General features: G+C 40.7%; 15 protein-coding genes. 13 read left to right on the forward strand and 2 right to left on the reverse strand.

The window, feature by feature from the left end; all coding sequences use genetic code 11:
• Position 1 precedes the first annotated feature (1 nt).
• The 6 genes from gpAD87_RS32530 to gpAD87_RS09740 all read left to right on the forward strand — a co-directional run bounded on the left by gpAD87_RS32530 (position 2) and on the right by gpAD87_RS09740 (position 4,224).
• Complete coding sequence (locus gpAD87_RS32530) at positions 2-166, forward strand: hypothetical protein (protein ID WP_231952496.1); 165 nt, start codon at positions 2-4, stop codon at positions 164-166.
• Positions 167-175: 9 nt separating this feature from the next.
• Positions 176-916: a glycine betaine ABC transporter substrate-binding protein gene (locus gpAD87_RS09720; protein ID WP_231952497.1), complete on the forward strand. Its 741-nt coding sequence runs from the start codon at positions 176-178 to the stop codon at positions 914-916.
• Complete coding sequence (locus gpAD87_RS09725) at positions 900-1,700, forward strand: ABC transporter ATP-binding protein (RefSeq protein WP_231952498.1); 801 nt, start codon at positions 900-902, stop codon at positions 1,698-1,700. Before gpAD87_RS09720 ends, gpAD87_RS09725 begins: the two co-directional genes overlap by 17 nt.
• Positions 1,697-2,323, forward strand: a complete 627-nt coding sequence (locus gpAD87_RS09730; protein WP_064637842.1) for an ABC transporter permease — start codon at positions 1,697-1,699, stop codon at positions 2,321-2,323. Before gpAD87_RS09725 ends, gpAD87_RS09730 begins: the two co-directional genes overlap by 4 nt.
• 6 nt (positions 2,324-2,329) lie before the next feature.
• The gene (locus tag gpAD87_RS09735; RefSeq protein WP_064637844.1) at positions 2,330-3,295 is read left to right on the forward strand and encodes a zinc-binding alcohol dehydrogenase family protein; all 966 of its coding nucleotides are present in this window, start codon (positions 2,330-2,332) and stop codon (positions 3,293-3,295) included.
• 278 nt (positions 3,296-3,573) lie between these two features.
• Entirely contained in the window at positions 3,574-4,224 is a 651-nt protein-coding gene (locus gpAD87_RS09740; RefSeq protein WP_064637846.1) for a hypothetical protein, read from the forward strand.
• Positions 4,225-4,591: 367 nt separating this feature from the next.
• On the opposite strand, the gene gpAD87_RS09745 is transcribed toward gpAD87_RS09740, so the two are convergent.
• Complete coding sequence (locus tag gpAD87_RS09745) at positions 4,592-5,611, reverse strand: alpha/beta fold hydrolase (protein ID WP_064637848.1); 1,020 nt, start codon at positions 5,609-5,611, stop codon at positions 4,592-4,594.
• A gap of 144 nt (positions 5,612-5,755) precedes the next feature.
• Here gpAD87_RS09745 and gpAD87_RS09750 point away from each other — a divergent pair, with 144 nt between their 5' ends.
• From gpAD87_RS09750 to gpAD87_RS09770, 6 genes are all read left to right on the forward strand, one after another.
• Positions 5,756-6,664: a LysR family transcriptional regulator gene (locus tag gpAD87_RS09750; RefSeq protein WP_064637850.1), complete on the forward strand. Its 909-nt coding sequence runs from the start codon at positions 5,756-5,758 to the stop codon at positions 6,662-6,664.
• Between the two features lie 244 nt (positions 6,665-6,908).
• Positions 6,909-7,337 carry a GNAT family N-acetyltransferase gene (locus tag gpAD87_RS09755; protein ID WP_231952499.1) on the forward strand — a complete coding sequence of 143 codons (429 nt, stop codon included), beginning with the start codon at positions 6,909-6,911 and terminating at the stop codon, positions 7,335-7,337.
• 295 nt (positions 7,338-7,632) lie between these two features.
• Positions 7,633-8,298 (forward strand): Type 1 glutamine amidotransferase-like domain-containing protein, encoded by a 666-nt coding sequence (locus tag gpAD87_RS09760; protein ID WP_064637852.1) that lies wholly within the window; start codon positions 7,633-7,635, stop codon positions 8,296-8,298.
• 395 nt (positions 8,299-8,693) lie between these two features.
• Positions 8,694-8,840: a hypothetical protein gene (locus tag gpAD87_RS32145; protein ID WP_162842462.1), complete on the forward strand. Its 147-nt coding sequence runs from the start codon at positions 8,694-8,696 to the stop codon at positions 8,838-8,840.
• Positions 8,841-9,284: 444 nt separating this feature from the next.
• Complete coding sequence (locus gpAD87_RS09765) at positions 9,285-9,956, forward strand: hypothetical protein (protein WP_064637854.1); 672 nt, start codon at positions 9,285-9,287, stop codon at positions 9,954-9,956.
• A gap of 485 nt (positions 9,957-10,441) precedes the next feature.
• On the forward strand, positions 10,442-12,373 hold the full coding sequence (locus gpAD87_RS09770; protein WP_064637856.1) for a fructose-bisphosphatase class III: 1,932 nt from the start codon (positions 10,442-10,444) through the stop codon (positions 12,371-12,373).
• A 190-nt stretch (positions 12,374-12,563) separates the two neighbouring features.
• Here gpAD87_RS09770 and gpAD87_RS09775 read toward each other — a convergent pair whose 3' ends face one another.
• Positions 12,564-13,487 (reverse strand): helix-turn-helix transcriptional regulator, encoded by a 924-nt coding sequence (locus gpAD87_RS09775; RefSeq protein WP_064637858.1) that lies wholly within the window; start codon positions 13,485-13,487, stop codon positions 12,564-12,566.
• Between the two features lie 110 nt (positions 13,488-13,597).
• Between gpAD87_RS09775 and gpAD87_RS09780 the strand changes: the two genes are divergently transcribed.
• A complete protein-coding gene (locus gpAD87_RS09780) occupies positions 13,598-14,179 on the forward strand; it encodes a TIGR00730 family Rossman fold protein (RefSeq protein ID WP_064637860.1) in 582 nt (193 codons plus the stop codon).
• The last annotated feature ends 173 nt before the right edge of the window (positions 14,180-14,352 follow it).

Raw genomic sequence — 14,352 nt, forward strand, 5'->3', positions numbered from 1 at the left:
CATGAAAAACAAAAAGAAAAAAATATATATCATAACTTCACTTATCATCGTATTATCGCTCCTGTTGAGCGCCTGTGGTGAGCAAAAAAATCAGCCTTTGGAAAATAAAGAGACATCGATTCGAATCGGCACCAAAGATTTCACTGAAAATCTGATTGTGGGATAACTTTATGCCTTGGCCTTGGAGGATACCGGCTACCAAGTAGAGCGTGTATCTAACATTGCGGGATCTGTGATCCATTCTTCCATTGTGAATCAAGATATTGATATGTATCCGGAATACACAGGCACCGGTTTGTTAGCCATCCTGAAGCTGGAGTTGTTGACTGATCCGGATGAAGTATATGCCAAAGTGAAGGAAGAATACAAAAAGCAATTCAACTTAACCTGGCTCGACTATTCCAAAGCCAATGATGGAGCAGGGCTCGTCATACGTGCAGAAGCCTCGGAACAATGGGGAATTAAGACGATTTCTGATTTGCAAAAGCATGCAACCGAGCTGCGATTTGCCTCTCAAGGAGAAGTGGATCAGCGTGCCGACGGTATTCCAGCATTGGAAAAAGTATATGGCAAGCTAAACTGGAAGTCCTCCAAAGTCTACGATAATAGTCTGAAATATGAAGTGCTTAAAAATAATGAGGCAGATGTTGCACCTGCATATACGACGGAAGGACAACTCGTAAATAAAGATCTGTACATCCTATTGGAAGATGACAAACAAGTATGGCCCCCTTATAACTTAGCTCCTGTCATCCGTGATGAAGTACTGTCTGCACATCCAGATATTGCTGAAGTCATCAATAAGATCAGTTCGGCACTGGATACAGACACGATCACGGCACTTAATGCCAAAGTCGATGTCGATCAAGAAGAATATGAAGACGTCGCAAAAGCCTTCTATGAATCCATCCAATAAACGTAGTGGTAACATGGGGCCACCAGCCATCAAATTTCATAATGTGTGCAAAACATATTCAAAATCCAATGAATACGCAGTGAATCATGTCAATTTGTCTATTGAAGAAGGGGAGTTTATTACCATACTGGGCTCCTCTGGATCTGGAAAAACGACGCTTTTGAAAATGGTAAACCGTTTGTACGAACCTTCTCAGGGGAACATTAAGCTGTTTGGAGAAGACATTGTATCCATAGATCCCGTGATGCTAAGAAGAAGAATCGGTTACGTCATTCAGCAGGTGGGGTTGTTCCCGCATATGACCATCGCGAAAAATATCGCTACCGTACCTCGTCTGTTGAAATGGGATAAAGAGAAAATCGAGGAGAGGGTCTCCGAACTACTGCATCTGGTGGGACTGGACCCTCGGACGTATGAACATCGCTATCCTTCACAATTATCGGGAGGGCAACAACAGCGAATTGGACTCGCCCGAGCTTTAGCGACCAATCCTGCGATCATGCTTCTGGACGAGCCTTTTGGTGCTTTGGACGCGATTACCCGTCTACATTTACAGGATGAATTATTGAAAATTCATGGAGGGTCGAATAAAACCTTCCTGTTCGTCACACATGACATTAATGAAGCGTTCAAGTTGGGCACCCGGGTCATAATTATGAATCAAGGGAAAGTGTGCCAGTTTGACACGCCTAAAGAAATCGTTAATCATCCTACAGATGAATTCGTAGCGTCGCTTATTCAATCTTCAAGGGAGCAAGAACGTTTCTGGGAGGCCTTAGAATGATCGATTATGCCATCAAACATCCAGATAAGTGGGGAAGCGCACTGTTCGAGCATGTGGAGATACTTGTCATAACCATGGTGATCTCAATTATTGTCGCCGTGCTTCTAACCATCGTAATCCTGACTTCCGACTGGGTGTCACGCATTTTCATTTATGTTTTTTCCATTTTGTATTCCATCCCCAGCTTGGCTTTGTTCACCATCATGATTCCTGTGACGGGACTGGGTACAACGACGGCAATCATCGTACTGATTCTATATAATCAATACATTCTTCTGCGCCACTTTATCGCAGGTTTGAATCATGTGGAACAACCTATTATTGAGGCAGCTACCGGGCTGGGCATGAGTCGTATGCAAATATTGATTCAGATTCGGGTACCCTTGGCGATTCAAACCCTTTTTACAGGACTGCGACTTGCCTCCGTATCTACGATTGGCATGGCGACCATTGCTGCATTCATCAATGCTGGCGGGTTAGGAACGATCTTATATGATGGTTTACGCACCATGAATATCGATAAAATTCTGTGGGGAAGCATCCTGTCCGCAGGACTTGCCTTGGCGACAAATACATTATTCATTCAGTTGGAAAAACGAATCTACATCGGAGCGGGGAGATGAATTTTGATGAAAGCAGTTGTACTGGAAGGTGCCTGTGCACCTGAAGAACTAAAAGTACGGGAGGTTCCCATTGCCGAAGTTAAACCAGGCTGGGTATTAATCAAGATCAGAGCATTTGGCATTAACCGCTCGGAAATGTATACAAGGCAGGGGCATTCATCATCCGTTCAATTTCCCCGGATCATTGGTATTGAGTGTGTGGGGGAGATCGAGGACGCATCCGATAGCACTTTCCAAAATGGACAGCATGTTGCCTCTCTGATGGGAGGGTTGGGACGAGAATTTGATGGAAGCTATGCCGAGTATGTTTTGATTCCTTCAGAGCAGGTGTATCTCATTCCTGGTGGAATGGAGTGGACTACGCTCGCTGCCATTCCAGAAATGTATTACACGGCATATGCATCTTTATTTGAAAGTCTTCAATTAACTAAAGGAGAAGTGCTTCTCATTCGAGGCGGGACCAGTTCCGTTGGTCTGGCTGCCCTCCAGCTTGCCAAAAGTGTAGGAGCCACCGTTATATCGACCACTCGTGACAGCGGAAAGCTGACATATCTTCAGCAGGCGGGTGCGGACCTCGCATTACTTGATGATGAACATTTTACGAATAAAGTAGTTGAAATTGCTCCAAATGGAGTGAACAAAGTGTTGGAATTGATCGGGACGGTGACCTTGAAGGAATCTTTGAAATTGGTCTCAGAACGAGGAATCTTATGTATGTCAGGCATATTAGGCAATGAATGGACCCTCGATTCCTTCGAACCATTGATTGATATACCAACAGGTGTTTTCTTTACGGCTTTTACAAGTGAAGTTATTAAAGAAACGGTGCTGGTCGATCTATTTATTCATATAAAGGACCATGCACTTATTCCGCCCATTGCTAAAGTGTTCAAACTAGAAGCAATAGCAGAGGCTCATCTGTTAATGGAGAGTAACTCAGCAAATGGCAAAATTGTAATCACGAATGAATAGGATGTGCCTAAAAGAAAGGAAGAATAAAAATGAATTTCAATCCTAAAAAAAACAGCATTATTAATTATTGATTTGGACCCAGAGATGGTGCGGATTATGGATATCAAGTGGTTATTGCAACGGATGGAACCTCAACTATTAGGGAGGAATGGCAATACTATGCAATGAACAATGTGGCCACTAAAATGACAACTGAAGAAATTGTAAACCGCATGAATTTAATTTAGTTCATTTTGAAAACGAAAGTACACAGGGTTATTCTAATGGAGGAAACGATTATGAACAAACAGAGCATCACTTACGACCTTGGGACGTTGCCAGAGGGAGCAAAACTTTATTCCGTGACTGCCAGCCCGACTATTATGGACGGGCGGCAGGCATTGCGTGTTACGCTGACTGATGAAGCTTCAAAAGGTGAACCCAACATTGATTTTATCGATATGCCAACATTTTTGAGGATTCCTGGAGATTTCAAGAATGGAACTATATCAGTGAATTTGTTCAGCAAGTTACGAGATGATGCTCCTCCATATGCACGTGGGTTCGCAGGCCTGGCGTATCGCATAGGCAACAGTGGGGATGTCTTTGAAGCGGTCTATCTTCGCCCGTTAAACGGTTTGAAGGTAAAGCCTGAGTCGCCTCGCGACAAACGTGCCGTTCAGTATTTTTCATACCCTAATTGGAAGTTCGACCGGCTGAGGCAGGAATACCCGGACGGTCGTTTCGAAGCGGGAGCGAACATCGGGCCTGCGGAATGGATTAATCTCACACTGGAAATTGCTGAGACCTATCTAACAGTATTTGTTGATGGAGCCGAGTGCATGTCATTAGATAAGACTAAGGCTGAGGTAACCACGGGGGATATCGGTTTGTTCGTAGACATAGGTACTGAGGCTTTCTTTTCTGAGCTTCGCATCACACAACGTTGAAGAATTTCGGAAAAATTGCCCGGGGACAAGAACTTGTTCCTATTCATAGGAAGGTTAATTGAATTTTGTCACATACTTCAAGTATGCGAACGATAAAAAAGTAAGGTTGACTTACAAGATTTAAGACAGGTTACAGTCTCTTTTTTTACAAAACCTAACATCATTCAATGTGGATAAAAACTAGAACTTCAGACTTCATTTAATTCGTTAAAGCTAGTAAAAACACAGAAAAAAAAGAAGAGGTCGAACCAGTAGGTTCTGGTGACCTCAAATACGTTAGATTAGGTTGTTAATTCATGAGAGAAATATACCGGCTAAAGAATAGGGATCTTGCTATGCCTGACAGACATTCAATACAGGTAACGATCTATTCTTTTGCGCTATGTGACAACAATTGCTTCAGATTGTCATCAATAAATTGATTATCGGCACTGTTGATTCCACGACCGGCAAAATGGCCCCATTTCGATTGTATTGGGTTAAAGGTAGCGTTGGGTATGCGCTCAGCTTCGTATTCATTGTCGTCCGCTGTGCAGAAGAGATCCGTGCTCCCCGGCATGATACAGGCAAGAGCTTTTATGCTCTTGAGCGCCTTATCAAAGTCTCCATTATAGGAGGGGTTTGCACTGATATCTGCATGTTGGCCTGTCCATAACATGGACAGAACATTGTGCGGATCCATATTCATAAAGCTCTCTTCCCAGACACCAGCTACAAAATCCTCCAATGTGTCAAATCCCATCTCACGATAAAGCTCCTCTCTATAAAACGCATGCGATAGTCCCCATCCTGCATAGACCCGGCCAACGGCGCGCATGTCAGTAGAAGTCAATTGGTTTAGTTTACTTGAGTCGAAGCGGACTGCAGATAGCAGGGAAGCTTTTACACCTTCCAGAACTACATATGTGTGAGGCCAAGGTTTGGCGATTCCCCCGAAAGGTGCAATTCGTTCGACCATCTCTGGATAACTTGCACCCCATTGAAATGCCTGAATGCCGCCCATGGACCACCCTACGACGAGAGCAATCTTTTGAATGCCAAATTTCTCGGTCAGCAGTTGCTGCTGAAATCTAACGTTGTCATAGATGGTTACCTGTGGAAAATGAGCCCCATCGAATGGATGAGGTGTGTTACTGGGAGATGAAGATAGTCCATTGCCCAGCAAATTTGGAACGATAATAAAATATTTCTCTGGATCCAATGCCATCCCGCTGCCAATTAGCCATTCATTTTGAACATGTTGATCCCCAAAAGCCGTTGGATAGACGATAACATTATCTTTCTGTCCATTTAATTTTCCGTAAGTTTTATAAGAAAGAAAAGCGTTTGGTAACGTCACTCCTGATTGTAAGATTGCATCACCCAAATTAAAAATTTCATAGTCCATCGTATGGTCGCTCCCTTCAAAATGAAAAACCACATGTTCACTGTGATCTCTTGTGCTCAGTATAAAGCCGTGATACCATCAATAAAAGTGAATAGAATTCAAGATAGTATTCAATATTATTGAAAGATGAAGGGGGAGCATCGGATGGAATTGCGTCAACTGAATACGTTTTGTACGGTTGCAACAACATTAAATTTTACGCGGGCAGCAGAAGTGCTGAGCTACGTTCCTTCCAACGTCACGATGCAAATTAAAGCATTGGAAGATGAGCTGGGTGTTCGCCTCTTTGATCGGTTGGGCAAGCAACTCGCGCTCACTACTGCGGGTAAACGCTTTTTAACACACGCCCAAGGTGTTCTTGAAAAAATGGAGGAAGCTCGTAGTGCTGTTCATGACAATGAAAATCTAAGTGGCACCCTAACGATAAGTGCCAATGAGGTTATTTGCTCCTATCGGCTTCCGCCTGTCTTTCAACGGTTTCGTTCGCAACATCCGGGAGTTCGTCTGATCTTTCGCTCAGTTCCAAATCAAGAGCTCAAGCAAACGCTTTTTGAGGGAACCACGGATATTGTTTATATGTTGGATGAACCCATTCGCTCGAGTGGACTTTCCGTGGAACCGCTGCTGGAAGAACATTTCAGATTGTTAGCTGCTCCAGATCACCCGCTCGCCAAACGAACTGTGCTGCAATTGGAAGATTTTCATGAAGAAGTGTTCCTGACCAATGAGAAGGGTTGTCCGTATCGAACTATGTTTGACCGGTCATTTGAGAAAGAAGGCGTTGATAGCATTACGTATTTAGAGTTTCAAAGTGCTGAAGCCATTAAAAAATGCGCAATTTCTGGAATCGGTATTGCCTTTCTTCCTGAAATCGTCGTGGAAGCTGAAATTGAACGCGGAGAACTTGTTGTCCTTCCATGGGAAATTCCGGATTTGCACGTGTATACACAGATGTTGTGGCATAAAGACAAGTGGCTTTCACCAATCATGTTATCTTTCATTGAAGCAGCAAGGGATGTTTTTCGTTTACAGAATGAGAATAAAACCATATAGCCTATGTATAAAAGAGGCATCAAGAAGTATTCTGATGAATTCTTTAATGTAAACAAATCCAAATTCCACTTCAGTTAATCCATTTTCTCTACATATTTTTAATAGTATATTGAGGTAAATAAAGTGATCATTCACTTTGATAAATCCGAAACTGCTTTGTCGGTATTATTTTATGGCTTCGTAAGAATTACAAAACCATCCAAATATGGGAGTTTAAAACAGATGTTGTGCCGTAATTAGTTTTATGAAAGGAAAGGAAGGTATAGGTGTGAGTATTTATTACGCTTCAAGCAAAGAGGATATCACTAAGGATGCACTCCAGGAGTTATTTCTTTCGGTAGGATGGGAGTCTGGCAAGTATCCAAACGAGCTTTTACAAGCAATCGGAGGGTCTCATTCAATTGTTACCGCTTGGGAGGGAGGAAAGCTTGTCGGTTTAATAAATGCTTTGTCAGATGGTGTTTTAACGGTATATTTTCATTATATGCTTATTAATCCGAGTTATCAGAGTATAGGTATAGGTAAGGAAATGATGAATATAATGCTAGATAGATATAAAGGGTGTAAAACAAAAGTATTAATTTCTTATCCTCATGCAGTAGATTTCTATAATAAATTGGGCTTTAATACAGAGGATGGAGCTACACCAATGTTTATCTCAGAATTGATATGATTGAAATAACGGGGAACGTTAACTCAATAAAACTAAGAAGAAGACATCAAAGTAATCAGAGAACGGGAATATTATATTAGAGTGATGATGTATCATTAAGCTATCGGGCAGGGTAACGTGGAAACATATTTCTCATATTCAATTCCATGTTATGGTAATATAGAGCTGGATTTAGAAAAGTGTACAAGGGTGTGTAAACGAAATGGCTGAAGAACTGTTCATCTTTCTAGCGTGTATAATATGTTTCTCGTTAAGAATGGATGAATATAAATAGTACATATGGAGGTAATTAAGTTTGAAATCTCACTACTATCTCAGTTGGTTTAATGATTTCTTTCCAGAGAAGCTGGTCAAGTTGTTGCATGAGGATATAACAGACAGAAAATCGCTTGTTATGATTAGCGCTGATCCGTCTGGTTATACAGGTGAGCAAATTAACTTTGATGATGTTTCTGAATGGACATGGTTGAATCAGGCTAATATTATTTTTGATGAATATCATTTCATTGATTACCGCATGCAGAAGGAAGATGCCCGGCGATTCATTCAAAATGCTTCTGTCATTTTTTTGTGCGGTGGATATCCTGCTTTGCAGAACGATTTTTTGGCGGAATATGAATTATCGAATGTTATTAAGAACAGCAATGCCGTTATAATGGGTGCCAGCGCCGGTGCGTTAAACATGGCTGCAAAATGGTTAAGCGTGAATAACACTGATGAAGTTGAAACAAGTACTATTTATGATGGTATTGGCTTTGATCATTTTGCCTATGAATCTCATTCTCAACGCGACTACGCCACGTTTGTTCAAGGCTACCTGTTCCCCTTGTCTGAAGAGATTGATGTTTACGCGGCAGAGCAGGAGAGCGCTATACTTGTAAAGGACGGCAAAATAGACATAATGGGTCCTGTATATTTAATTTCCCACTCAAAGATTCAGAAATTAGTTGATACGCTCTAATTAGCGTGAGTGGCCGTGAACTAACAGACTTAATTCCTTTTATGTATAAAATCAAGGCTTACAGCGAATCAGCTCAGATCTCCTCTCTATGCTCGGCGGATGCTATCTGCTCATTTTATTGAACTAGCGGGAAACTCTAGTTGAATAGCCCGAGTCTAATACTTTATTTTATTTGAATACAAGGAAAAAATCCTTTTACAATCATTGTCAGTACGTTATAATACAATCACCAGGTGGATTACCCAACATAAAAAGTGAAATATTGTAATTATTTAGTGAAGTCCACCATGTAAATTTAGGTTGGATTCTCTCCTTTTCACAGTCATGTAGTCACCCACAGCTCGTCATAGTCTTGATCCGCTTATTACATAATAGATATCGGAGGAGGTGTAGTTATGGTCAAGAAAAAAATTTCCAAAGCCCTCAGCGCAGCTTTAATCGTTTCTATGCTGGCTACTGGCGTAATAGTCGCTCTTCAAGGTCAAACAACGTTTGATGTAGCGAAGTCAGCTGGGGATAAAAAGGTTGAAGTTATTAAATAGTTAATTCATTTACCTCAGCTTGGTTAACTCAGCTGAGGTTTTTTCATTCCCATTATGCATTGAAAAAATGAAGATCTAGATGGAGTAAGAATAGAAAAATAAATTGTAGGGTGACAAAAACATTACACAAAATGCTTCAAAAAACTGTCGATAATCTAAAAATGAGATCGACGGTTTTTTTGTGTGACCGATTTTTAGATGGAATAAAAATGAAGGAAGCATAAAATACGAAGCAAAAGTAGTAAAAACCAACTTGCCGTAACAGGCTGGGAAGTCCTCGATTGGGAAAAGCGAATGCTATGAGACTATGGAAAAAAGGCAATTCAATGAGTATACATCAACAAGAACTCCATGGGGAAAATAGAGGGAGATGAGCGTATTGTATCTAAAAGCATTTGATCTAGATTTACTTATATAATTGATGATGAAAATGTTGAATCAATAATGAAAGAAGAAAAATGCGAATATGACGATGCGACAAAAAAGGATTACGAGTTAAATTGGAAATGGAAACGGCGTTCATTTAGTTTGGAGACGCGTTGTATAACTGCTATGTTTGAACGTTTATTCGGAAAACAAAAAACGAAAGATTGTTGGAAAATTCTTGTGGATTGCGTTGAAAATATTTCGGATGAGAGGATTATTAATGATTCAGGAGTCTGTGTAGTACAAATCAAATTTAATTTGGATGACTTCAGCGTAAAAAATGAGACGGAGAAAAAAAGAACAACGCTCCAATTGCTTATGAATGGAATAGAAAAACTGGTTTTGGATAAAAATTGGGATATTACACCATTTAAAGAGACTGCTCTGAAAATTGAAGAGTTAGGGTATGTAAATGAGTGGGTCTGGAAGAAAGTGTTCAAGAGTCCTAAAAAGAACTACAGTGCTAAGGTTATTTGTCAACACAATGTAGAAAGCATGGATATATATCTTTCTATTATGCACCGAGACGGGACACAAATACTGTTAGAAAAAGTAATTTCAGAATTTCCGGATGAATTTGCATATGCTAGACATCTAGGTGAGCTTAAATGGATATCTGATTCTGAAGTTGCTTTAATTGATGAAGATAATGATGGGATGGTTTCAATAAATCTAGAGAAAGCAAAATAAATTATTAAGGAATTTGCAACGCGATGGGGGGCAGGGAGACGGCACTGCTGTCGGGGGACAAAAACATAGTCCCATTGAAGTCGCTATTTTAGCGGCTTTTTTTATGTTATCGGTGCAAGTTCGTGTCCCAAGCCAAGGAGCTAATCCCTTTAACGAATGGTTGCTCATAATCTCGCTTCCTTCCTAATCCTGTTTTCAAAAGTTTTAAGCAGCGGGATATTACGTGAGTCAGTGGACTTAAATGAGCAACTCCAAAATACATCCCTTTAATGAAATTTGTTCATATATGAGAAACTGGAGTATGATGTGGGAAGGCAATTCTGATAATCACCATATAAATAATTTTATATTTATTGTTAACCATACAGGTAACGAGTTAGCAAAAACCCAATGTTTTTCTTTTTAGCTATGGTTCAAAAGGGTTGTCCTTTGAAATTTCCTGTAAAATTAATGCCACATAACTTCCTTGAAGGGGGACATCTGTTTTGGATGAGCAGTTTCTAGATTTATTGGCCCAGAAATATGATACGGAAGAAAAAATTATAACAGAGATCATCAATCTTGAAGCGATCTCCAATCTCCCGAAGGGAACCGAGCATTTTGTCAGTGATTTGCATGGGGAGTTCCAGGCTTTTCAGCATGTACTAAGAAACGGTTCGGGTACCGTCAAAGAGAAAATCAAAGAAATATTCCGGGAGGTTTGGACGGATCAAGAAATCAATGATTTTGCGGCGTTGGTTTATTATCCGGAAGAAAAAATACAGCTGGTTATAGGGGAACTGTGCAATAAACAGGCTTTGAACCAGTGGTATAGACAAACGATTGAACAAATGCTTAAGCTTATTTCTTATGCCTCTTCCAAGTATACGCGCTCGAAATTGCGTAAAGCTCTGCCGGAGCAGTATGTATATATTGTAGAAGAGCTTCTATACAAGACGGATTCGACCAACAATAAGGATCCTTATTATGAGGAAATATATCGGCAAATTATATCCTTGGGCCAGGCGGACAAGCTCATTATCGGCCTTGCTTATACAACCCAGCACCTGGTGGTTGACCATCTTCATGTGGTTGGAGATATCTATGACCGGGGGCCGGACCCCGATAAAATTATGGATACGTTAATCAACTACCATTCTGTAGACATTCAGTGGGGGAACCATGATGTCCTCTGGATTGGTGCCTACGCGGGTTCTCTGGTCTGCCTTGCGAATATTATCCGGATCTGTGCCAGATACGACAATCTGGACATTATTGAAGATGTATACGGAATCAATCTACGCCCACTGCTAAACTTGGCGGAGAAATACTATGAAGACAATTCGCCCTTCAGACCGAAGCTACAGGCAGGCCATACCGTATCGGAGCAGGAAATTCTGCAGATCACCAAAATTCACCAAGCCATTGCCATGATCCAGTTTAAACTTGAAATCCCGATTATCAAAAGACGTCCATACTTTAATATGTCTGAAAGACTTTTGCTGGAGCAGATTGATTACGACAAAAATGAAATTAATATCTGTGGTAAAACGCACCTGCTGAAAAACACCTGTTTCGCAACAGTAAATCCGCAGAATCCTGAACAATTGCTGGAGGAAGAACGCCAGGTGATGGAAAAGCTTCTGTTCTCCGTTCAGCATTCCGAAAAGCTGGCCAGACATATGAATTTTCTCATGAAAAAGGGAAGCCTTTATTTAAAATACAACGGGAATTTGTTAATCCATGGCTGTATTCCTTTGGATGAAGAAGGAAATATGGAAGAAATGCAGATTGAAGACAAGACATATGCAGGCCGTCAATTGCTTGATGTTTTTGAAGATTATTTGCGTTACGCCTATGCGCATCCGGAAGAGACAGAAGATCTGGCGACGGATATGGTATGGTACATCTGGACAGGGGAATGTTCCTCGCTCTTTGGAAAGAGAGAAATGACCACTTTTGAACGGTATTTTATCCAAGATAAAGAAGCACATAAGGAGAGAAAGAATCCTTACTACCATTTACGTGAAAATGAAGAGACCTGTCGAAAAATCTTGCTGGAGTTTGATTTGAATCCGGACCATGGACATGTCATTAACGGCCACACGCCAGTCAAAGAAATTCGTGGAGAGAACCCTGTTAAAGCAAACGGAAAAATGATCGTGATTGACGGCGGTTTTTCCAAAGCCTATCAATCCACAACGGGCATTGCCGGATACACCTTGTTGTACAATTCCTTTGGCATGCAGCTCGTCGCCCATAAGAAATTTAATTCAAAAGAAGATGTGTTATGTAACGGAATAGACGTGTTATCTGTAAAAAGATTAGTGGACAAAGAACTGGAGCGGAAGCTGGTGAGGGAAACCAATGTCGGGGAGAAGCTTCTGCAGAAAATCTCAAATTTGAAGGATCTACTAGAATATCGCTACATGAAATGAAACGATTACTAAAAGTACACATCCGGATCAATTGTTTGAGTGCAATCTGACGTAGACGCTCGTATGGGGCAGGGAAGTAATAATACCCTGCCTGTGGGAGCCTTTCTTTTTTCACAGAGCGATTTAACACGAGGCAGGGGATATTGAAGAATGTAATAAAGGTACCGATGGAAGAAATCGATGCGTTTTTTTAATTGGAATAGATTTTGTGAATACCCTCAATTCGTTTGGTTAACTCGCTTCTTACATGTTCAGGCTCGAGACATTCGCATTTGTCCCCAAAGCTAAGTAAATGAGTATATCCATGGTCATTTGCAATGAAGGGGAACTTTGCTATCCACTTAACACCTTCATAGAAGCGAATGTTGTTCTCTCCACAGTACTCGCTCATATAAGGAATAAGTGATTGGTCAAAAAGCAGAGTTAAATGTATAATTTCTTTCTCCGTTATATCTAAAACCTCGTCTTCGATTTGTCTTTTCCTAAATGTATCATGGTGAGTAACAAGAGAAGAAATGCGGGAAACCTTAAACATTCGGAATCCCCCTTTCTCTGTACAAAATCCTTGCATATACCACACTGAATTTTTCAATACTAGTCGGCAAGGCTCAATGGTGAGTTCCAAAGGAGTCATACCTTCAAAAGGATCTAGATATTCAAATGTAATTAAGCGGTCCGCTTCAATTGCGGTTCTAATTTGCCCCAATTCAGGTGGTTTGACATGAGTACTTCCGAACCAAGGTGAAGGATCAAGTGTTATTAGTTTATCTACCAGTCGATTTTCATCTTCCGAGATCAATGATTTCACTTTAGCAATAGCGTTCAAGACTTCATCGCTAGAAACAGTTGAATGGATGCTGTTTAATCCAAGTATTAAAACTAATATCTCCGCTTGCGTAAAGATCTTCTTCTCAAATTTGTAACGCTCCATAATACTGAAGCCACCATTCACACCAGGGGAAGAGGTGATTGGAATTCCGGCTTTGGTAATGGTTTCGATATCTCGAAAGATAGTACGAGGAGTGACCTCAAACATTTTCGCGAATTCAGAGGAACTCACTTTTTTACGTTCTAACAAAAGTAACACTATCGATAAAATCCTTTCAATTTTCACGGAGATCCCCCAAAATTTTTAATCTAATTATGACATAAAGATGTCATAGTTTCACCTGTAATATATAGAAAGTATGAGCATTTAACAAAAGAAATGGAGAAAATGTATCTATGAAATCAATTGCTGTATTCTGTGGTTCCAAAGAAGGAAAATCTGCAATATACAAAGAAGCTGCAATAGAACTGGGTCATGAACTAGCGAGTCGCGAAATCACCCTGATTTACGGAGGCGCTATTACTGGGCTCATGGGAGAAGTTGCTGATGCAGTGTTGGAAAAAGGGGGCCGTGTAATTGGAGTGCTTCCTCATTTTTTACAGACTCGTGAGATTGCGCATAAAGGTTTGACTGAACTTATTATGGTCGATTCTATGCATGAACGTAAAGCCAAAATGGCTGAATTAGCAGATGGATTTATTTCACTCCCAGGCGGGCCGGGGACATTAGAAGAATATTTTGAAATATTTACTTGGGGCCAGCTTGGTCTGCATCAAAAGCCTTGTGGTTTATTGAATGTTAATCAGTACTTCGATCCCATTGTATCCATGTTTAATGTTATGGACCGAGAACGTTTCATGCAACCGAACGTTCGGGATATGGTCTTAATAGATCAAACTCCGGAAGGGATACTTAATCAATTTTCAATGTATACTGCTCCTCCTGTCAGAACGTATCTCACGGAAAAACGTACTTGATTAACTATGCGTGTGAGGGATCGAGGGTTTCAGCTGCTGGGGAAATCCACAATTTGCTCCATGCAAAGTCTTTTCTATAAACAATGGCGGTTGTTTGTATGGTATGTCCCGACCACCTGAAAAATTGCACAAAAATCGGTCTTTCCTACGAAAGCATTAAGAAAATCATTTAC

Source organism: Paenibacillus sp. AD87, assembly GCF_001659845.1.
GTDB lineage: Bacteria > Bacillota > Bacilli > Paenibacillales > Paenibacillaceae > Paenibacillus > Paenibacillus marchantiae.

Bases quoted from the DNA above. Each gene is read 5' to 3' on its own strand.
- gpAD87_RS32145 (WP_162842462.1), top strand. From the start codon at position 8,694: ATGGTCAAGAAAAAAATTTCCAAAGCCCTCAGCGCAGCTTTAATCGTT.
- gpAD87_RS09725 (WP_231952498.1), top strand. From the start codon at position 900: ATGAATCCATCCAATAAACGTAGTGGTAACATGGGGCCACCAGCCATC.
- gpAD87_RS09735 (WP_064637844.1), top strand. From the start codon at position 2,330: ATGAAAGCAGTTGTACTGGAAGGTGCCTGTGCACCTGAAGAACTAAAA.
- gpAD87_RS09745 (WP_064637848.1), bottom strand. From the start codon at position 5,611: ATGGACTATGAAATTTTTAATTTGGGTGATGCAATCTTACAATCAGGA.
- gpAD87_RS09755 (WP_231952499.1), top strand. From the start codon at position 6,909: ATGAAAGGAAAGGAAGGTATAGGTGTGAGTATTTATTACGCTTCAAGC.
- gpAD87_RS32530 (WP_231952496.1), top strand. From the start codon at position 2: ATGAAAAACAAAAAGAAAAAAATATATATCATAACTTCACTTATCATC.
- gpAD87_RS09730 (WP_064637842.1), top strand. From the start codon at position 1,697: ATGATCGATTATGCCATCAAACATCCAGATAAGTGGGGAAGCGCACTG.
- gpAD87_RS09765 (WP_064637854.1), top strand. From the start codon at position 9,285: ATGAAAGAAGAAAAATGCGAATATGACGATGCGACAAAAAAGGATTAC.
- gpAD87_RS09740 (WP_064637846.1), top strand. From the start codon at position 3,574: ATGAACAAACAGAGCATCACTTACGACCTTGGGACGTTGCCAGAGGGA.
- gpAD87_RS09780 (WP_064637860.1), top strand. From the start codon at position 13,598: ATGAAATCAATTGCTGTATTCTGTGGTTCCAAAGAAGGAAAATCTGCA.
- gpAD87_RS09750 (WP_064637850.1), top strand. From the start codon at position 5,756: ATGGAATTGCGTCAACTGAATACGTTTTGTACGGTTGCAACAACATTA.